This is a genomic window from Mesorhizobium sp. USDA 4132, from assembly GCF_056279545.1.
Window position 1 is genome coordinate 3552484 of the sequence record NZ_JBWCCP010000001.1, and the last position, 20027, is coordinate 3572510.

Sequence of the window (20027 nt, forward strand, 5' to 3'; positions counted from 1 at the left end):
TCATTTCAGCTCTCAGATTTAAGTCGGATCATCCCGGCGACGGAACACCGGATATTTCATCGCGGTCCAGCTATAGGACGGAGCGGCACATTCGATGACAGGCGACTTTCCGGAGCATCTTGGTCGGTTTTCTCAAAGGGCAATTTGTAAGGCCGGAGCGGCCTTTTCAATACCGCATAAATGCCCCGACGCACCCGCGTTTGACAGGGATTTTTTTTCAATTATCTCACAAAGCAGAAAAAATCTTCTCGCACTTGCGAAATCAGCCCTGTTTATGGTTGCCCTTCGGGAATAACGAGGCGAGCTCGCGGTACCACTTGCCGCTCTTCTTGATCGTCCGTTCCTGGGTCTCGTAATTTACATGCACGAGGCCGAACCGCATGCGGTAGCCTTCCGCCCATTCGAAATTGTCCATCAGGCTCCAGGCGAAATAGCCCTTCATCGGGTAACCGTCCTTGATAAGGTCGGCGACCACCGAGAGGTGCTGGACATAATAGTCCAGACGCGGCTGGTCATCCACCTCGCCGTCCACCGGCTCCATATTGTAGCAGGCGCCGTTCTCGGTGATGTAGCAGTCCGGCAGGTCGTAGCGGCGATAGAGATCCTCGACCAGCAGCTTGAGGCCCGGCGCATAGACTTCCCAGCCGATATCCGTCTTGACGTCGCTGGCGGGCCGGGCCTCTATCGTCCAGGGGAAATCGCCGCTGCGCGCGGGCTCGTCATGGACGCGGTCCGGCTTGTAGTAGTTGAGGCCCCACCAGTCGAGTTTCTGGCTGATGACCTTCAGATCGCCGTCTTCGACGACCGGCATGCGGTCTCCGAGCGCTTCCAGGAATTGCTGCGGATATTCACCCTTGAAGACCGGATCGAAGAAGGCGCCATTGTGGAACTGGTGGGCGCGTTCGGCAGCTGCGAGATCGGCCGGGCTCTCGGAGCCGGCGATGATCGATGCGGCGTTGATGACGGTGCCGACCGGCACGTCCGGCGTCACATGCCGGATCGCCTCAACGCCGAGGCCGTGCGCGAGATTGACGTGATGCATGGCGGCAAGCGCCGCCTGCATGTTCTTTTCCCCCGGCGCATGGATGCCGTAGAGATGGCTGAGCCAGACGATGCACCACGGCTCGTTGAAGGTGGCCACCGCATCGAGCCGGTCGCCGAGCCGCGCCATCACCACCTTGGCGTAACGCTGGAAGGCATAGGCCGTCGAGCGCGCCGCCCAGCCCCCCTCGCCCATCAGCGAAAGCGGCAGGTCCCAATGGTAGAGCGTCGCATAGGTCTTGATGCCGCGCGCCTTGCAGCCGTCGATGAGGCGATCGTAGAAATCCAGCCCCTTCTCGTTGATCCGCCCGGTCCCGTCCGGAATGATCCGCGGCCAGGCGATCGAGAATCGGTAGGCCTCGACGCCCATCTCCTTTATGAGATCGAGGTCCTCTTCCCAGCGATTGTAATGATCGCAGGCGACATCGCCGTTGTGCCCCTGATAGACGCGGCCCGGCATCTTCGAGAACGCATCCCAGATCGAGGGCTTGCGGCCATCCGCCTTGGTGGACCCTTCGATCTGATAGGAAGCCGTCGCGACGCCCCAGAGGAAATCACCGGGAAACCCGACCGCGAATTTTTCGGCTTTGGGCGTTTTAAGATCGCGAGGCTGGGGATTGCTCATCTTGAGATCGGTCATGAGGATGCCGCCATATCTGGTTGCGCGAGGTCTGCGGGACCATCTTTCGCGGCGGTTTAACCAAGCGGGACGCAGTTGTACAGATGAGAATTCTGAAACGTTGCAGGATCGCAGCCCGCGCTATTCTCTGCAAGGCAGTGAAAAGTGCCGCGCTGTTTCCCAGAATCCGATCCAGCGCCAGCCTTGTTTCCAAATTGGGAACGTGATATCTGAAAGCGGAATGCGTGTCATAGCGAAATCGACCCTCGTGAAGTTCTGTCAGCGGCTGCCGAAGGGACCAAGGGCGATCGCGGAAGCTGCAATGGCGGAGTGGTACGCGACGGTTTCGAATGCCGTCTGGGCCAATTTTGCGGACGTCAAGGCGACATTCAATTCGGCGGACTACGTCTCCGGCGGAGAGATCGTCTTTGATGTCGGTGGTAATAAATATCGCGTAGTTGCGCTCATTGGTTTCCGCACCCAGCGGGTTTTCATTCTGTTTGTCGGAACCCACGCCGAATATGATCGCATCGACGTGGTAGAACTTTAGAAGGCCTGACGAAATGGATATCGATTCTGTACGAACCCTCATCGACGAGACGGAATACGAAGCGGCGTTGAAATCCGTGCGCCCTTATTTCGAAAACGAACCGGAAGCCGGCACGATCGCATCCGCGCACTTCGACGCGCTTGTGCTGCTGATCGAGGAATATGAGGCCAAGCACTATCCGATCCCGCAGGCCTCGCCGGTCGAGGTGCTGAAATCGGTCATGGAAGCCAACAACTACACCCGCGCCGACCTGATCGAGATCGTCGGTTCGAAATCCCGCGCCGCCGACCTGTTGAACGGACGGCGCGAGATCAATCTCGATCAGATCAGGAAGATCAGCCGGGCATGGCACATCCCGGCTGGCGCGCTTGTCGGCGATATCTCAGCTTAGGCTCCCAGGCGCCTAAAGCTTCACCCACGCACCGTTCTTCTTCGAGGACGCCACGCACGCCTCGACGAACGCAACCCCCTTCACGCCATCGTCGACGGTCGGGTAGATCACCGCCTTGTCCACAGCGACGCCTTGTCTGGCGGCGTTGATGGCGCGGGCGGCTTCCGTGTAGATGGTCGCAAAGGCTTCGAGATAACCTTCCGGGTGGCCGGACGGAATGCGGCTGACGCGTCCTGCCGCGGCACCCGAACCGGCGCCGTTGCGGGTGATCAGGCGCTTCGGTTCGCCGAACGGCGTGAACCACAGATAATTCGGATCCGCCTGCACCCATTCGATGCCGCCTTTGGTTCCGTAGACGCGGATCTTCAGACCGTTCTCGTGGCCGGGCGCCACCTGGCTGCACCAGAGCATGCCCTTGGCGCCGCCCTCGTAGCGCAACATCACATGGGCGTTGTCGTCGAGACGGCGGCCCTCGACGAAACTGTCGAGATCGGCGGCTAGACTTTCGAGCGTAAGCCCGGTGATGAATGCGGCGAGGTTATAGGCATGCGTGCCGATATCGCCGGTCGAACCGCCGGCACCCGACTGGGCCGGATCGGTGCGCCAGACGGCCTGCTTGGCGCCGGTCTGCTCGACCGCCTCGGTCAGCCAGTCCTGCGGATATTCGACCTGCACGACGCGGATCTTTCCGAGATCGCCGTTTGCGACCATTTCGCGGGCCTGCCGCACCATCGGATAGCCGGTATAATTGTGGGTGAGGATAAACAGCGCGCCGCTTTCGTCGGCCGCCTTCTTCATCTTCTTGGCGTCAGCAAGATTGGACGTCAGCGGTTTGTCGCAGATGACGTGGATGCCGCGCTTCAAAAACTCCTTGGCAGCCTCGTAATGCACGTGGTTCGGCGTGACGATCGACACCGCCTCGATGCCGTCCTTCAACCGCGCCTCGCGGATCGCCATCTCCTTGTAGGAACCGTAGGTGCGCGACGGATCGAGACCGAGGTCGCGGCCCGAGGCGATCGCCTTTTCCGGCGTCGACGAGAGCGCACCGGCGACCAGGTCGAACTGGTCGTCCAGCCTCGCCGCCATGCGGTGCACCGCCCCGATGAACGCCCCCGCCCCGCCGCCGACCATGCCGAGCCGGATGCGCGGCTCCCGCGCCTGTTCGTCCTTGCCTTCGATTGCCATGATGTTTCTCCTAGAAAAATTGAATATGGATGGGGCTGCCGGGCAATCAGGAGCCCTTGATGACTTTGCGCGGCCGGCCGCCCTTGGCGCCGTTGGCGCGGCTCGCGGCGATCTTTGCCGGCGACTTGGATTGTCCGCCGCGACGTTGTGCTTCCATGAAGGTCCGGCTGCCGAAGACGCCGCTCATGAGACCAGAAATCGAATAGTCCACATCGAGGCTTTCCCAATGCAGGCCGGTTTCCCCGAGCAGCTCGACTTCGGCCAGCTGTTCATCCTCTGCCTCCGTGAGGCCTTCGAGCGAACGAGCAGGGACCATGAAAGCGGCCCCATTGGCGAACTCCACGACGATACGGCCGGAAGCAGAATCGAACCGCACGGAGACTGGAACGGGCCTTTGTGCCCGCTCCGTTTCCCACCGTCGTTTTGCCTGGGTGAGTTCGGCATCCGTGATCTCAACCATGGTACTTTCTCCACGTCTCCAGGAATAACTGCCGGTTGGCCGCGATAACCTCGGCAGCTCGGCGAACGTCTCGGTCGGACATCCCGCCCTGGGTCAGGACCTTCAGTGTCTCGATATCGATCCGCGCTTCGCCGTCGCCATAGACATGCACATGAGGGGGCTCATGGTCCGCCGTGTAGATGACGAACCGCAGGCCGTGCTGCCGCAGGACGGTGACCATATGTCAATAACCCAACTCGTTAGGTATCTCAAGTTCGTCTCCTGTGGTGGAAATGCCCCTCATCCGCCTGCCGGCACCTTCTCCCCGCTAACGGGGAGAAGGACAGGTGCCGCGACCTCTCCGCCACTCTTCAGCGTTACACATGGCAAGTCCCCTCTCCCCGCCTGCGGGGAGAGGGTTAGGGTGAGGGGCTGGCATCCGCGCGAGCGTCCCGGGCCTAAAGCCCCAGCATCCGCCTGTTCGCCGCTTCATCCGTCCCGCCGCTGGCAAAGTCGTCAAATGCCTTTTCGGTGACGCGGATAATGTGCGCCTTCACGAATTCAGCCCCTTCGCGGGCTCCGTCCTCGGAGTTCTTCAGCGCGCATTCCCATTCGACCACGGCCCAGCCGTCGAAATCGTTGGCGGCCATTTTCGAAAAGATCGAACCGAAGTCCACCTGGCCGTCGCCGGGCGAGCGGAAGCGGCCGGCGCGGCCGACCCAGCCCTGGTAGCCGCCATAGACGCCCTGCCGACCGGTGGGGTTGAATTCCGCGTCCTTGACGTGGAACATCTTGATCCGGTCCTTGTAGATGTCGATGTTGTCGAGATAATCGAGGCATTGCAGCACGTAATGCGACGGGTCGTAGAGCATGTTGGCGCGCGGATGGTTTTTCACCCGTTCCAGGAACATTTCGAAGGTGACGCCGTCATGCAGGTCTTCGCCGGGATGGATCTCGTAGCAGACGTCGACGCCGCAGGAATCAGCATGGTCGAGGATCGGCGTCCAGCGCTTGGCGAGCTCGTCGAAGGCGGTCTCGACCAGGCCGGCCGGGCGCTGCGGCCACGGATACATATAAGGCCAGGCAAGCGCGCCGGAAAAGGTCGCATGCGCCTTGATGCCGAGATGTTTCGACGCCGTCAGCGCCATCTTGACCTGCTCGACCGCCCAGGCCTGGCGTGCTTTCGGATTGCCGCGCACCTCGGGCGCTGCAAACCCGTCGAATCCCTCGTCATAGGCCGGATGCACGGCGACGAGCTGGCCCTGGAGATGAGTGGAAAGCTCGGTCACCTCGACGCCGTTGGCGCGGGCCACGCCGGCAAATTCATCGCAATAATCCTTGGAGGTCGCAGCCTTTTTGAGGTCGATGAGCTGGCCTGCCCAGGTCGGCACCTGCACGCCGACGTAACCCTTGTCGGCCGCCCATTTGGTGATCCCGTCCCAGGTATTGAACGGTGCCGCATCGCCCGCGAACTGGCCGAGAAAGATGGCCGGGCCCTTGATCGTCTTCATGATGTTTCCTCTTCGAACATGGCGTGCCTGGATTTCTCCTCCTCCCTCATTCCTGTGCTTGTCACAGGAATCCAGTGCGCCCAAGTCCTTGGGCGCGGGAGAGCCTTTTCACGGCGCAGACGCGCCGTGGCTGGATTCCTGTGACAAGCACAGGAATGAGGGTGAGGTTATGGCCGTGTCCGCCAAAAAATAAAGGCGGGCACGGCCGTGTTGGTTATCAGAACGGCGAATCCGGGAAGTAGAAGTTCTTGGCATTGTCCTTCGTCACCAGCGTGGCGTCGAGGATGTAGGTGCCGCTGACCGGGACCTTGTCGTAGAAATTGCCGGCAGTGAGTTCCATGGCGGTCGCCACCATTGCCGGCGGATAGAGAACGTCGACCGGAACCATCTTGTCGCCGTCCATGACCTTCTTGACCATGTCCTTGGAGCCGGCGCCGGCCACGATATACTTGATATCAGTGCGCTTGGCTTGGGCGATGGCTTCGAGAACGCCGACTGCCATGTCGTCATCCTGGCACCAGACCACGTCGATCCTCTGGTGCTTGGTCAGGAAGTCCTGCATGACCTTGAACGCGTCGTCGCGATTCCAGTTGCCGAACTGGCGATCGAGCACCTTCACCTTGGAGCCGGCAATGCCCTTGTCGAAACCGTCCTGGCGCTGCTGGTCGATCGGGATCGGCAGGCCGCGGATGACGACGACCTGTGCCTCCGGCGTGGTCTTCTTGATATATTCGCCGGCGACCTGACCGAGCGCCGGGTTGTTGCCGGCCACATAGAGGTCACGGATGGTGCTGTCGTTGACGGAGGGCGCGCGGTCAACGAGCGCGACGAACGTACCCTTGTCCTTGACCTGCTGGATGGCGTTGACCAGCGGATCCGGATCGGACGGCAGGATGACCAGCGCGTCGAGACCCTGGACCGCGAGATCCTGCACGGCGTTCGCCTGGCTTGCTGCATCCGGCGAGGTCTTGACGATGACGTTGAGGCCCGGATGTTCCTTCATCAGGAGCTTGGCGACGCGTTCGGCATGGAACACGACGCCGGCGGTCCAGCCGTGGTCGGCGGCCGGAATGGAAACGCCGATCGTCACCTTCTTGTCCTGTGCGAAGGCGGTGCCGGCAAGAAGTGCCAGCGACGCCACGGCCAGTCCCAAAATTTGTCTGCGCATTGTTTCTCTCTCCCACAATATCAGGGTCTTTAGTATTTCAGGACCGGGCGCGACCCATCAGCCCGGTCAATTTACGTCGTGACCTACATCCGCTTCAGCGGCCTACCTCCGCATCAGCGACCTTTGAACCAGCATGGCGATGATGATGATCGCGCCCTGGATGGCGCCGATCAGGTATTCGCTGACGAAGTTGGACAACAGCATGATGTTGCCGACGATTTCCAGAATGAAGGCGCCGCAGATCGTGCCCCAGATGCGGCCGACCCCTCCCCGCAGCGCCGTGCCGCCGACGACGACGGCGGTGATCGCCTGCAGTTCCCAGAAGCTGCCGGTCGTCGCGGACGTCGAGCCGAGGCGCGGCACGTAGAGCAGCACCGCAACCGCGACGCAGAGCCCCTGGATGACATAGGTGACGGTGCGCACCCGGTTGATCGAAATGCCGGAATAACGGGCTACGTCCTCGTTCGAGCCGACCGCGGTGACATGCCGGCCGTAACGGGTGCGGTAAAGTACGAAGGCGGCGATGGCGGCGGTGACGAAGATGACGATGATCGGGATCGGCACGCCGACGAGCGAGCCGGAATAGACCGGCCGGTAAAGCGCCAGAATATCGCGGTCGCGCACGGTGATGGCGCCCCCCTGGCTGAGCCAGGTGGTGAGGCCGCGATAGATGCCCATCGTGCCGAGCGTGGCGATGAAGGGCTCGATCCTGCCAATCGTGGTGATCAGGCCGTTGGCGAGCCCGCAGGCGGCGCCGATCGCAATCGCCAGCGCCATTCCGGCGGTGAGCGCCAGCGCCGGATCGGCGACCGTTCCCGAGTTCAGGAACAGGATCATCAGGCTGGCGACGAAGGCGAGCATCGCGCCGACCGAAAGGTCGAGACCGCCCGACGTGATCACATAGGTCGCGCCGAGCGCGATGACTGCGATGAAGGAACTGCGCGTCACGACGTTCAACAGGTTGGCGGACGTCATGAAATTCGGGTTGGCGAAATAGCCGAGCGCCAGCAGAAGGGCGAGCGCGATGAAAGGCGCGATCGCCGCCATGTCCCAGTCCTTGGAGGTCTTCGGCGCCTTGGCCGTCTCGGTCGCGACATTCGCCATCACGCGGCCTCCTCTTTAGTGGCGCCTGTCGCCAGCACGACGATTTCGTTTTCGTTCATATGATCCCCCGTCACCTCGCCGACGATCCGGCCGGAGCGCATGACGAGGATGCGGTCGCAGATGCCGATCAGTTCCGGCATTTCGGAGGAAACGACAATGATCGAACGCCCCTCCTCTGCCAGTTTGGCGATGAATTTGTAGATCTGTTCCTTGTTGCCGATATCGATGCCGCGCGTCGGCTCGTCGATGATGACGATCGACGGATCGAGCAGCATCATCTTGGCGAGCAGCAGCTTTTGCTGGTTGCCGCCGGACAGCTGGCCCGCAAGGATGTCCTTTCGGCCGGTGCGAATATCGAAATCGCGGATCGCCTTGTCGAGCGCGGCACTTTCGCGCTTGCGATCTATCTGCAGCGCGCCGATGAACTTGCCGAGCGAGGCGAGCGTCAGGTTGACGATCAGGTCCTTGGTGAGCAGCAGGCCCTTGCCTTTGCGGTCTTCGGAAAGATAGACGATGCCGGCCTTGAGGCTTGCATGCACATCCTTGAAATTGACCGGCTTGCCGAGATGGCGGACCACGCCGCGGCTGGTACGAAGGCCGACCATGCCCTCCATCAACTCGGTGCGGCCGGCGCCAACGAGGCCGGCAAAACCGAGGATCTCGCCCTTTTTCAGCTGGAACGAGGCATCCTGCGCATAACCGGGAACGTTGAGATGCTCGACTTCGAGCACCGTCTCGCGCGCCTCGGCCGCGTGGCGGTCCGGATAGAGTTTTGCGACATCGCGACCGACCATCAGCCGCGCCATGTCGGCGGACTGCAACTCGCTGACGTCATGGCTGGCGACAAGCCTTCCGTCGCGCAACACCGTCACCCGGTCGGCAATCTCCTTCACCTCGGGCAGACGGTGGGAAATGTAGAGGACGCCGACACCCTTGGCGCGGATCTGCCGGATGACCTTCAGCAGCGCATCGGTCTCGTGCGGCGTCAGCGACGCCGTCGGCTCGTCGAAGATGACGATCCGGTGCGACACGAGCAGCACGCGGGCGATCTGCACCAGCTGGCGCTGGGCGATCGACAGGCGGCTGACGATGGTGTTCGGGTCGATGTCGCTGCCGAGCCCTCGGACCGCTTTTGCGGCGCCCTCGTTCATGGCGCGGTCGTCGATGAAAACGCCCTTGTGCAGCTCGCGGCCGAGATAGATGTTCTGGGCGACCGTCAGGTCCGGCGCCAGCAGGATTTCCTGGTGCACCAGCACGATGCCGCGATGTTCCGCATCGACCGGACCGGAAAAGGTGACGGTCTCGCCGTCTATCCTCATCTCACCGCGGGTCGGCGGCTGATTGCCGGCGATGATCTTCATCAAGGTCGATTTGCCGGCGCCGTTCTCGCCGATGATCGCGTGAACCTCGCCGGCGCGGACGGTGAGATTGATGTCCTTGAGGACCTCGACGATGCCGAATGTCTTGGAAAGGCCGGTCGCTTCGAAGAGCGGCACGGCGGGGCTCGCCTCCACAGAACTCATCGCGCAGCACCCATGACCATAGGGCAACGCGCGGCCCGACAGCGAACCGCTGCGTTACCGACAGCACGCCTGTATATGATAATCTGCACCCAAGCTCCTCCCATGAGAACGCTAGCCCAGATTCTGAGGTACGTAAAGCAGATTTCCGTAAGTCAAGCGGGGACGTGCAGGAAGGTTTTGTGCAGATCATCTTCCGGTTGACGACGGCAGCGTCCCGCCCCTCATCCGGCTGCCGCCACCTTCTCCCCGCCTGCGGGGAGAAGGGATATGCCGCACCGTAACCGTTCACTCTCCAACGTCGCTCTTGGCACGTCCCCTCTCCCCGCAAGCGGGGAGAGGGTTAGGGTGAGGGGCGGAGCAAGCCCATCAAACGCAAAGGCGTCAAACGTAACGATTGACGACGTTTTCCAGGTATTCCTGGCGGCCGGACTTCGGTTCCGGGTTGATGTCCTGCTTTTCAACCCAGGAGGCGATGTCGTCGAGCTTGTATTCGCCGCGCAGCATCTTCTGGTATTCCGGGCTGTCCCACTTGGCGTAGCGTTCGTCGAGCGGCTTCTTGAGTGCGCCGTCGTCGAGCATCTTCGCCGCCGCCTTGAGGCCACGGGCGCAGCAATCCATGCCGCCGATATGGCCGATCAGCAGGTCCTGGGGATCGAGCGACTGGCGACGCAGCTTTGCGTCGAAATTGGTGCCGCCGTTGACGAAACCGCCGCCGGCCAAAACCTGGTAATAGGCCAGCGCCATTTCCGGCACATTATTGGGGAACTGGTCGGTATCCCAGCCGGACTGGTAGTCGTTGCGGTTCATGTCGATCGAGCCGAAAATGCCGAACGCGTTCGCCATCGCCAGTTCGTGCTCGAAGGAATGGCCGGCGAGGATCGCATGGCCCTGCTCGATATTGACCTTCACTTCCTTGTCCAGCCCATGCTTCTGCAGGAAGGCGTAGACGGTCGCGACGTCGTAATCGTATTGGTGCTTGGTCGGTTCCTGCGGTTTCGGCTCGATCAGGATCGTGCCTTTAAAGCCGATCTTGTACTTGTATTCGACCACCAGGTTGAGGAAACGGCCCATCTGGTCGAGCTCGCGCGACAGATCGGTATTGAGCAGCGTTTCGTAGCCTTCACGGCCACCCCACAGCACATAGTTGGCGCCGCCGAGCTTCTTGGTAGCATCGAGGCAGGTCTTCACGGTCGCCGCCGCAAAGGCAAAGACATCCGGGTCCGGGTTGGTGGCGGCGCCCGACATGTAGCGACGGTTCGAGAACATGTTCGCCGTGCCCCAGAGGAGCTTGGTGCCAGTCTCGGCCTGCTTCTTCTCGAAATAGTCGACGATCTCGTTGAGGTTCCTGGTGTTCTCGGCGAAATTATTGCCTTCCGGACGCACGTCAGCGTCGTGGAAGCAGTAGAAGGGCGAACCGAGCAGCGAGAAGAATTCGAACGCCACGTCGGCCTTCATCTTCGCCGCTTCCATCGTGTCCGAGAACCACGGGCGCTGGAAAGTCTGGCCGCCAAAGGGGTCGCCGCCCGGCCAGGTGAACGAGTGCCAGTAGGCGACGGCGAACCGAAGATGATCCTCCATGCGCTTGCCCGCGATCATCTCATCCGGGTTGTAGAAGCGGAAGGCCAGCGGATTAGTGCTGTCCGGGCCTTCGTATTTGATTTTCTGGATGTCTCCGAAAAAGCCTGTGCTCATGGTCGTTTCCTCCTTGGGTGTCATATGTGTGGTAGAGCATCCCTGCCGTCATCCTCGGGCTTGACCCGAGGATCCAAGCCAAACCCAAAAAGGTTCAATGCAGAAGAGTGCTAGGTCAGAAAGAGTGGATCCTCGGGTCAAGCCCGAGGATGACGGGCGTGGGTATGTGCAGTCTCCACTTGAAGCAGGCGCCTATCCGATCACGACGCCAGCGACTTGATCGCCGGATAGAGCGCCCGGTAGCGGGCGTATGCTGTGTCGTATGCTTCCGAGAGTGCTGCGACCGGTTCGATGGTCTCGTCGGTTTTCGGTGCCGAGCAGACGGAAAGCGGGTCGGCGGCGGTGGCGGCGATGAGGCCGAGGCGTGCGGCGCCGAAGGCAGCTCCAAAATCGCCGTCGGCTGGAATATCCACCGGCACGCCGAGAGACGTGGCGATCGACTGCAGCCAATAGCGCGAGCGTGAACCGCCGCCGATGGCGGTAACGCGGGAAATCGAGGTGCCGGCGGATTTCAGGGCTTCGAGATTGTCCCTGATCGCAAAGGTCACCCCTTCCAGGACCGCCTGGGTCAGCACCGACCGGCTGCTTTCGTGTTCGAGGCCGATGAAGGCGCCGCGGATGGCCGCATCGTTGTGCGGCGTGCGTTCGCCGGAAAGATAGGGCAGGAAGGTGACGCCGGAGGGAGCCTTCAGCGTATCGCCGAGTTCCTGGGTGAGTTCGGCGGCGGTCTTGCCGGTGATGAGCGAATACCAGTTGAGCGCGTCGGTCGCCGACAGGATGACGCCCATCTGGTGCCAGGTTTTCGGCAGCGCGTGGCAGAAGGCATGCACCGCGCTTTCAGGCTTCGGCAGATAGGAGGCGTTGGCGGCAAACAGCACGCCGGACGTGCCGAGCGACACGAAGGCCTGGCCTTCCGCCACCGTGCCCATGCCGCAGGCCGAGGCCGCATTGTCCCCTGCCCCGCCGGCAATCACAACGCCCTCGCCCATGCCCCATTTGTAGGAGAGCTCGCCGCGCAGCTTACCGGCCTGCTCGGTGCCTTCGACCAGCGACGGCATCTGGCTTTCGGTAAGGCCCGTGGCGGAAAGCAATTCGGACGACCACTTGCGGGCGCCGGTATCGAGCCAGGACGTGCCGGCCGAATCCGACATTTCCGAAATATGCTCGCCGGTCAGCCACAGGCGCAGGTAATCCTTCGGCAGCAGCACCTTGGCGACCTTCGTGAAAATCTCCGGTTCGTTTTTGGCGACCCAGACGAGCTTCGGAGCAGTGAAGCCGGGGAAGACGATATTGCCGGTGAGCTTGCGGAAAATCGGGTTCGCATCGAGGGCTGCGGCTTCCTGATGCGAACGGGTATCGTTCCAGAGGATGCAGGGGCGTAGCACCTTGTCTTCGCTGTCCAGCAGCGTCGCGCCGTGCATCTGGCCCGAAAGGCCGATGCCCTTCACCGCCGCGAGCTCCTTCGGGAATTTTGCCTTGAGGCCGGCGACAGCCTCTTCGGTGGCGCGGATCCAGTGGGCCGGATCCTGCTCCGACCAGCCCGAATGTGGACGCGAGACGTCGAGCGAGCCGCTCGCCGAACCGATGATCTTCTGATCGCCGTCGATCAGCATCGCCTTGACGCCCGAAGTGCCGAGATCGAGACCGAGATACATGGTGTTTCTCCTAATGCTCCGCCCTTCAGGGCAGATTGTCTTTCAAGAATATGTCGATACGGATGCGTTCCTGGGCGGCAAGCACCGGCAGGCCGTCCGCCTTGGCCTTCAGCACGCGGATCGCGCTTCTGACTTCGTGGCCCGCATCCTGGTTCAGCACCGCGTCAATGGTGCCGTCGGCAAGTGCTGCGCGGGTCGAGGCGGTCAGTTCGTGCGCGATAACGAGCGGTCGGCTGGGGCCGTGCGCCGCCTGCAGCGCGCGGATGAGGCCGCGGTTGCCGGCACCGAGACTGTAGATGCCGGCGATGTCCGCATTACGACGCAGCGCGTCCGCGATCATCGTCTCGGCAAGCACCGGATCGTCGCGGCCCTCGAGGACGGGCAGGATATGAACGTTCGGATAGGCTTGGGCGATCACGGTCGAAAAACCTTCCAGCCGCTCTCGATGGTCGCGCACCAGCATGGAGCCGGCGAGCACCGCGACGGTCGCCCCTCGTTCGCCGAGGGAAGGCCCGTTGAGGAAACGCCCCATCAGGCTGCCCGCAGTGCGGCCGGCTGCAATATTGTCGATGCCGGCATAATGGTCGCGGGAGGAATCCGGCAGGTCGGAGACCAAGGTCACCATCGGGATGCCGGCCTGACGCAGGCGCTCGGCGGCAGCGCGGACTTCCGGCGCGTCGATCGCAACGAAGGCGACGCCCGCCGGTTTTTCGGCAAGCACGGCCTCAAGGGCTGCGACCAGCGCGTCAGGATCGAAGGGCGGTACGTCGACGATGCGGATATCGGTGCGCTCGAAGCTGGACCGGGCGACCGCGCCGCGCACCTCCTCTGTGAGGCCGATCATGAAGGAATTGTCGTTGGCCGGCAGGATGAAGACGAAGGAATAGGTCCGGCTTTTGGCAAGGTTGGCGGCGGCGAGATCGCGCACATAACCGAGCGAGGCGATTGCCTCCTCCACCTTGCCGCGGGTGACGGAACGCACGCCCGGCCGGCCGTTGAGAACCCGGTCGACGGTCGCAAGGCTGACGCCCGCAATCTTTGCGATGTCATGAACTGTGGGCTTCATGAATTCCTCCGCCGACCGTGTTAGCGGAAATTCTGAGGTACGTAAATCAAAATTTGAGGTACGTGTTTCAACAACGCTGGACGCCAAAGAAAAAGGCCGTCACGTGTGTGGCGGCCCTCTTCCCGGCGGTGGAATGCTGGAATTTAATGCCCGCCGCCACCGGCGCCCGCGGGGCGGCCTGGCTTGGCGATGAGGAAGACAAAGAAGATCAGGCTTCCGAACAGCGCCGTCAGGATGAAGAACACATCCATGAAGGACAGCAGCAGGGCCTGTTGGGTGATGATGCCGGAGATCTTCTGGAGCGCCACGGCGCCGCCGTCGAGACCCAAGGCATTGTAATTGGCGCCGACGTTGTCGAGCCAACTCAGCGCAGCCGGATTGCCGTAGTTCACATGCTCCGAAAGCCGGGCATAATGCTCGTCGGAGCGCTGGGTCAAAGCCGTATTGATGATCGCAAGACCGACCGCGCCGCCGAGATTACGCGTCAGGTTGAAGAGACCGGAAGCGCCCTGGATACGTTGCGGTGTGAGCGTTCCGAGCGCGATATTGCTGATCGGCACCATGCACATCATCATCCCGAACCCGCGCAGGATCTGCGGCAGAAGCAGTTCGTAGAAATCCCAGTCGGCGGTGATGCCGGTCATCAGGTAGGTGCCCATCGCGAAGGCGCCGAAACCGACCGCCATCAGGATGCGCAGGTCCACGCTGCTCGATAGCCTCCCGACGAGCGGCGCGGAGACGAACATGGCGATACCCGAGACGAACATGGTCTCGCCGATCATCAACGAATCGTAATGACGGATGCGGCCGAGATAGAGCGGATAGAGATAGGTGAGCCCGTAAAGCCCGACGCCCATGATGAAGGAGAACAGCGATCCGAAGGCGAAATTGGCGTTGCTGAATGCTCGGAGATCGACGATCGGGAACTCGACCTTGAAGGCCCGCCAGAAGAACACCACCGCACCAACGGTGACCAGGACCGCACCGACGACGATCTTGTCGTCGCTGAACCAGTCCTTGTTGTTGCCCTCTTCCAGCACGTATTCCAGCGCGCCGAGGAAGACACCCATGGAAGCAAGCCCCCACCAGTCGAACTTCTTCATCAGTTGAAGCTGCGGCTTGTCGAAGTCGATCAGCGTGAAGGTGACGGCCGTCACGATGATGCCGGGGATGACGTTGACCAGGAACAGCCAATGCCAGGAGAAGGAATTGGAAAGGTACCCGCCGACCGTCGGGCCGATGGTTGGCGCGAGCGTCGCGACAAGCCCGATGATCGGCGACACGATGCTGCGCTTCGACGGCGGGAAGATGGTGAAGGCCGCAGCGAAGACAGAGGGGATCATGCCGCCGCCGATGAAGCCCTGGATGGCGCGGTAGACGATCATCTGGTCGATATTCGTCGCGGTGGCGCAAAGGATGCTGGACAGCGTAAAGCCCGCGGCACAGATGGCGAAGAGGTAGCGCGTCGAGATGATACGCGCCAGCGTTCCCGACAGCGGGATCATGATCACTTCGGCGATCAGGTAGGAGGTCTGCACCCAGGCGATTTCATCCGAACCGGCGGAAAGGCCGGCCTGGATTTCCGCGAGCGAAGCCGAGACGATCTGGATGTCGAGGATCGACATGAACATGCCGAAGACCATCGCGAAGAAGGCGATGAGCTTGCGTCTGTCCATCGGCTGGTCGGCGGGCATCGCCATAGGGGATGCGTCCGCCGTGGCTGTTGCTCCTGCCATGGCCGCTCTCCTTGGTTCTCTTTACTTGGCAGCGACAGCGCCGATGCCAGGCGCAGTGCGGGTGTCGACGTCGACGACGACACTCAGGCCGGCGCGAAGATGCTGACGCTCCAGGTCTTCCTTGGGGATCGAGATGCGCACCGGAACGCGCTGCACGACCTTGGTGAAGTTGCCGGTCGCATTTTCCGGCGGCAGCATCGAGAAGACGGCACCGGAAGCCGGCGCGATCGACACGACCGTGCCGGTGATGTTGTGATCGTCATAGGCATCGACATGCACGCGAACCTTGGAACCCGGCTGCAGATGGCCAAGCTGAGTTTCCTTGAAATTCGCCTCGATATAGAGCTCGGTCAGCGGCACCAGCGACGCGAGCCGCTTGCCCGTCGAGACGAGATCACCCGTCTGAACGGAGAGGTTGCCGATGACGCCGTCATAAGGCGCCTTCAGGACCGTGAAGTTCAGATCGCGCTGGGCCTGGTCGCGGGCGAGCTCCTGGGTGCGGATCGTGTTGACCGCTTCGTCGCGCTGCGCATGCAGAAGGCCGATATTGGCCTGGGCCGAGGCAACCGCGGCCTGGCCGGCGACGAGATTGGCGCGGGCCTGTTCGAGCGCGATCTGGGCACTGTCGAGCGCGGCGGCGGTGCCGACGGCGCTTGCCTGCAGGCTCGTCGCGCGCTTCTGGATGATCTCGGCGCCGCGAACAGCAGCTTCGAGAGCGCCTTGCTGGGCCTGGGACTGCTTCAGCGCCGCTTCGCCGCCGACGATCTGCGCGTCGATCCGCAACACTGCGAGATTGGCGGATTCTATGGCGGCCTGCGCCTTGCGAAGTGCGAGCTGGTAGTCGCCGTCGTCCAGCGTGACGAGCGAATCGCCTGCCTTGACGGCCTGGTTTTCGACGACGTTCACCTTGGCGACGTAACCGGAAACCTTCGGCGAGATGACCGCGATATCGCCTTCGACATACGCATCGTCCGTCGAAACCAGGAACCGGCCGTCGATCCACCAGTTATAGCCGTACCAGCCGGCACCACCAAGGAGGGCAAGCGCGATGATCGGCAGCAGGAGGCCGCGGCGCTTCTTCTTTTCCGGCGCTTTGGCAGCGGCCGGGGCCGCAATCGCCTCGGCAGCCGCAGGCTGTTCGGCCGCAGGCGAAGCCTTGCGGGCTTCAGCCTCCGAAAGGTCGGCATTTTCCGTCGTCACGGCGCGCAATGCGCCGGTATTGTGAGAGGCCGTCATCTTCATATACCGTCTTGGGAGCGTCTTATTTCATCGAACCGATCGGTTCAGCGACCTTGACTTAGACCTTTCGATGACACATATCAAGAGCAATCGAACCGCTCGGTTCGAAAAGGTTAAAAAAGGGCATCGAAATGGCCAGGCAGACAAGGAAACTGGAAAAAAACGATCCGATTGCCGCCGGACGTTTCGCAGCGGGCGAAGACCCGGCGAAACGCGAACAGATTATCGACGGGGCAAAGAGCGTCTTTATGAAGCTCGGCTTCGACGCGGCGAGCATGAACGACATCACCCGCGAGGCGGGCGTTTCTAAAGGCACGATCTACGTTTACTTCCAGAACAAGGAAGACCTGTTCGGGGCGATCGTGGCGCGCGAACGCGAGCGGATCACCCTGCGTATGCGCGACATCCTCGCAGGCAGTGAGGAAGTCGAGGACGGTCTCTACCGCTTCGGGATGGGATTTGTGACCCATATCACCTCTCCGCAGGTGATCGGCGCGATGCGCACCGTCATCGGCGTCGTCGATCGTCTTCCAAACATCTGTCATCACTTCTTCAACTCACCGTCTCAAAACGTACGCACAGTTCTTGAGGATTTCCTTAAGCGTCATATCGCGCTCGGCAATCTGAAGATCGAGGATACGGACCTGGCGGCGCGTCAGTTCATCGATATGTCGAGCGGCACATTTTTCAAGTTCCGCCTGTTTGGCGATCTCGACGACGTGCCGCCCTTCCGCGAAATCGACCGTGCTGTTACCGGGGCGATCCGGGTATTCATGGCAGCCTACGGCCTGCATAACGCTTCCGTGACGACAAAAACCAAAGAACATGCCTGATTTCAGGAGGTTGTAACGCAACCTCCTCTTGTCTTTGCATCTCCAGTCCTTAAATCGGGACGGCAATTACGCCTTGCGATTGAAAGAAGGGAATGTTGATGCAGGATATCGTCGCGCTGGTTCAGGATCCGGCCGCCTGGGTGGCGCTCGTCACCCTCGTCGTCATGGAAGTCGTGCTCGGCATCGACAACCTGATCTTCATCTCGATCCTCACCAACAAGCTACCACCCGAAAGCCGCGAACGCGCCCGCAGGATCGGCATCGGCCTGGCGCTCGTCATGCGTCTCGCCCTGCTCGGCACCGTCGCCTGGATCGTCCAGCTTACCAACCCGATCTTCGAGGCCTTCGGCCACGGTTTCTCCTGGAAGGACCTGATCCTGATCGCCGGCGGCCTTTTCCTTGTCTGGAAGGCGACCAAGGAAATCCACCATTCCGTCGATGTCGACGACCACAAGGAAGACCTGGTCGGCGCCGGCAAGGACGTGCTCAAGATGAGCTTCGCATCTGCAATCGGCCAGATCCTGCTGCTCGATCTCGTCTTCTCGATCGACAGCATCATCACCGCCGTCGGCATGACCCCTCACCTGCCGATCATGGTCGTCGCCGTCATCGCCGCCGTCACGGTGATGCTGATCGCCGCCACCCCGCTTGCCAATTTCATCGAGAAGAACCCGACCATCGTCATGCTGGCGCTCGCCTTCCTGCTGATGATCGGCGGCACCCTGATCGTCGAAGGTTTTGGCGTGCACGTGCCCAAGGGCTATATCTACGCCGCCATGGCCTTTTCCGCCGGCGTCGAGATGCTCAACATGGTGGCGCGCAACGCCCGCAAGAAGAAAAAGGGCAGCGGGACGACGCTGCATTGATGGTGACGTTTCCCTTCCGTCAAGTCGAGCATCGCCTTGATGCCATATTCAGCATATGCTAGATAAAGCATCAAATGGCGCGAGCGACCCTGATCATGGATCGGAAATTTCATCTGGATGATGGAAGGATCATCCAGATGAAGGTCTGGCAGCTTCCGGATCCCAACGCGGAACGTCCACATGGATTGAAATATTCGCTTTTCTTCGGACGCCCGGGAGAGCGAATTATTGGCTACGACAACGAATTTGGGAAAGGCGATCACCGCCATTATCGCGATCATGAGGAACCCTATCGTTTCGAGAGCCTTGAACGGATGATCGGGGATTTCGAAGACGATGTCCGCCAGGAGTTGAAGGTATGAGCGAAGTTCGGATCCACGTTTCTAATATGGACGCGTTTTTCGAAAACGCGACAAGGGCTGGAGCGCGGATCGACGCCGGCGATTTCAGCCTGCAGCCGGGCGAGATTGCCTTCGAAAGCATGGATCTTCTCTTAAAGGTGCTGACCGCCAATCGCTGGCGGCTTCTGCGCGCCCTGAAAGCGGCTGGCACCTCCTCGATCCGCCAGCTCGCTCATTCCCTGAAGCGGGATTATCGCGGGGTCCATGCCGACGTGGTCGCCCTGGCCGAGGTCGGTCTAATCGAAAAGACCACGGAGGGTCTGGTCAAGGTTCCCTGGGATCGCATCACGGCAGAAATGGCGATCACTGAAGCGGCCTAGTTGGAAGGCAAAGAATTGCTCCGGCTTTGCCGGGCCGCTCAGCTCTTCGCCAGTTCCCTTTCGACCGCCTCGACCAGCCGGCTGTCCTGCGCGTCGACATCGGGCGCGAAGCGGGCCTTGATCTCGCCGTCGCGGCCGATCAGGAATTTCTCGAAATTCCAGACGATCTCGCCGTCTTCGACTTCCATGCCGAAGCCCCGCAGCTTTTCCTTCATCGGACCGTCGCCGGTGGTCGGCACGCCGGAGCCGGTGAGGCCCTGGTAGAGCGGGTGCTTGTCCTCGCCCTTGACGGAGATCTTCGAGAAGATCGGGAATTTTACATCGTAAGTGAGCTGGCAGAATTCGACGATCTCGGCATCCGTGCCGGGCTCCTGGCCCTTGAAGTTGTTGGCCGGGAAAGCGGTGATCACGAAACCATCGCCGCGCTTGTCTTCGTAGAGTTTTTCGAGGCCTTCATACTGCTTGGTCAGGCCGCATTTCGAGGCAACGTTGACGACCAGCATCACCTTGCCTTTGTATTCCGAAAGCGTGGTCTCGCGGCCATCGGCCAGCTTCACCGGCACGTTCAAAACATCAGTCATCGACAAATCTCCATTCAAAACAATTCAATAGCCCCACGGCCATACCCTAGCGAAGCGACCTGCGTTGTCCAGTGGGCAGGCGCCCCCTTGCGCCCACTGCGCTGGAA

The 20027-nt window shown here is 61.4% G+C and carries 20 protein-coding genes; 6 read left to right on the top strand and 14 right to left on the bottom strand.

Going from position 1 to position 20027, the window contains the following annotated elements:
• Positions 1–262: 262 nt before the first annotated feature.
• Positions 263–1666, bottom strand: coding sequence for a GH1 family beta-glucosidase (locus ACZ9IU_RS18080; protein WP_038549617.1), 1404 nt, complete (start codon positions 1664–1666; stop codon positions 263–265).
• A gap of 13 nt (positions 1667–1679) precedes the next feature.
• Here ACZ9IU_RS18080 and ACZ9IU_RS18085 point away from each other — a divergent pair, with 13 nt between their 5' ends.
• Both ACZ9IU_RS18085 and ACZ9IU_RS18090 read left to right on the top strand, forming a co-directional pair.
• Positions 1680–2210, top strand: a complete 531-nt coding sequence (locus tag ACZ9IU_RS18085; RefSeq protein WP_244447436.1) for a type II toxin-antitoxin system HigB family toxin — start codon at positions 1680–1682, stop codon at positions 2208–2210.
• Between the two features lie 13 nt (positions 2211–2223).
• Positions 2224–2601, top strand: a complete 378-nt coding sequence (locus ACZ9IU_RS18090; protein ID WP_038545372.1) for a helix-turn-helix domain-containing protein — start codon at positions 2224–2226, stop codon at positions 2599–2601.
• Positions 2602–2613: 12 nt separating this feature from the next.
• Here the strand turns inward: ACZ9IU_RS18090 and ACZ9IU_RS18095 are convergent, their stop codons facing one another.
• From ACZ9IU_RS18095 to ACZ9IU_RS18150, 12 genes are all read right to left on the bottom strand, one after another.
• Complete coding sequence (locus tag ACZ9IU_RS18095) at positions 2614–3786, bottom strand: Gfo/Idh/MocA family protein (protein ID WP_038545375.1); 1173 nt, start codon at positions 3784–3786, stop codon at positions 2614–2616.
• A gap of 46 nt (positions 3787–3832) precedes the next feature.
• Positions 3833–4246 carry a DUF2442 domain-containing protein gene (locus ACZ9IU_RS18100; protein WP_038545377.1) on the bottom strand — a complete coding sequence of 138 codons (414 nt, stop codon included), beginning with the start codon at positions 4244–4246 and terminating at the stop codon, positions 3833–3835.
• Positions 4239–4466 (bottom strand): DUF4160 domain-containing protein, encoded by a 228-nt coding sequence (locus ACZ9IU_RS18105; protein ID WP_038545380.1) that lies wholly within the window; start codon positions 4464–4466, stop codon positions 4239–4241. The genes ACZ9IU_RS18100 and ACZ9IU_RS18105 overlap by 8 nt, the downstream gene beginning before the upstream one ends.
• Before the next feature lie 217 nt (positions 4467–4683).
• Positions 4684–5736 carry a sugar phosphate isomerase/epimerase family protein gene (locus ACZ9IU_RS18110; RefSeq protein ID WP_038545383.1) on the bottom strand — a complete coding sequence of 351 codons (1053 nt, stop codon included), beginning with the start codon at positions 5734–5736 and terminating at the stop codon, positions 4684–4686.
• Between the two features lie 217 nt (positions 5737–5953).
• Positions 5954–6904: a substrate-binding domain-containing protein gene (locus tag ACZ9IU_RS18115; RefSeq protein ID WP_038545386.1), complete on the bottom strand. Its 951-nt coding sequence runs from the start codon at positions 6902–6904 to the stop codon at positions 5954–5956.
• A 102-nt stretch (positions 6905–7006) separates the two neighbouring features.
• Positions 7007–8008 carry an ABC transporter permease gene (locus ACZ9IU_RS18120; protein WP_038545389.1) on the bottom strand — a complete coding sequence of 334 codons (1002 nt, stop codon included), beginning with the start codon at positions 8006–8008 and terminating at the stop codon, positions 7007–7009.
• Positions 8008–9531: a sugar ABC transporter ATP-binding protein gene (locus tag ACZ9IU_RS18125; protein WP_038545392.1), complete on the bottom strand. Its 1524-nt coding sequence runs from the start codon at positions 9529–9531 to the stop codon at positions 8008–8010. The genes ACZ9IU_RS18120 and ACZ9IU_RS18125 overlap by 1 nt, the downstream gene beginning before the upstream one ends.
• A gap of 381 nt (positions 9532–9912) precedes the next feature.
• Positions 9913–11223, bottom strand: a complete 1311-nt coding sequence (gene xylA, locus ACZ9IU_RS18130; RefSeq protein ID WP_038545395.1) for a xylose isomerase — start codon at positions 11221–11223, stop codon at positions 9913–9915.
• Positions 11224–11423: 200 nt separating this feature from the next.
• On the bottom strand, positions 11424–12878 hold the full coding sequence (gene xylB, locus ACZ9IU_RS18135) for a xylulokinase (RefSeq protein WP_038545397.1): 1455 nt from the start codon (positions 12876–12878) through the stop codon (positions 11424–11426).
• Between the two features lie 25 nt (positions 12879–12903).
• A complete protein-coding gene (locus ACZ9IU_RS18140) occupies positions 12904–13944 on the bottom strand; it encodes a LacI family DNA-binding transcriptional regulator (protein WP_038545400.1) in 1041 nt (346 codons plus the stop codon).
• Between the two features lie 143 nt (positions 13945–14087).
• Positions 14088–15680: a DHA2 family efflux MFS transporter permease subunit gene (locus ACZ9IU_RS18145; protein WP_038545403.1), complete on the bottom strand. Its 1593-nt coding sequence runs from the start codon at positions 15678–15680 to the stop codon at positions 14088–14090.
• Between the two features lie 21 nt (positions 15681–15701).
• Positions 15702–16916, bottom strand: a complete 1215-nt coding sequence (locus tag ACZ9IU_RS18150) for an HlyD family secretion protein (RefSeq protein ID WP_038549618.1) — start codon at positions 16914–16916, stop codon at positions 15702–15704.
• Positions 16917–17050: 134 nt separating this feature from the next.
• On the opposite strand from ACZ9IU_RS18150, the gene ACZ9IU_RS18155 reads away from it, so the two are divergent.
• The 4 genes from ACZ9IU_RS18155 (at position 17051) to ACZ9IU_RS18170 (ending at position 19339) form a co-directional block, all read left to right on the top strand.
• On the top strand, positions 17051–17752 hold the full coding sequence (locus ACZ9IU_RS18155) for a TetR/AcrR family transcriptional regulator (protein ID WP_038545406.1): 702 nt from the start codon (positions 17051–17053) through the stop codon (positions 17750–17752).
• Positions 17753–17850: 98 nt separating this feature from the next.
• Entirely contained in the window at positions 17851–18618 is a 768-nt protein-coding gene (locus ACZ9IU_RS18160) for a TerC family protein (RefSeq protein WP_038549620.1), read from the top strand.
• Between the two features lie 137 nt (positions 18619–18755).
• The gene (locus ACZ9IU_RS18165; protein WP_244447437.1) at positions 18756–18980 is read left to right on the top strand and encodes a toxin-antitoxin system TumE family protein; all 225 of its coding nucleotides are present in this window, start codon (positions 18756–18758) and stop codon (positions 18978–18980) included.
• On the top strand, positions 18977–19339 hold the full coding sequence (locus ACZ9IU_RS18170) for an HVO_A0114 family putative DNA-binding protein (protein ID WP_051899812.1): 363 nt from the start codon (positions 18977–18979) through the stop codon (positions 19337–19339). The genes ACZ9IU_RS18165 and ACZ9IU_RS18170 overlap by 4 nt, the downstream gene beginning before the upstream one ends.
• Positions 19340–19377: 38 nt before the next feature.
• Here ACZ9IU_RS18170 and ACZ9IU_RS18175 read toward each other — a convergent pair whose 3' ends face one another.
• Positions 19378–19920: a glutathione peroxidase gene (locus ACZ9IU_RS18175; protein ID WP_038545412.1), complete on the bottom strand. Its 543-nt coding sequence runs from the start codon at positions 19918–19920 to the stop codon at positions 19378–19380.
• Positions 19921–20027: the final 107 nt, after the last annotated feature.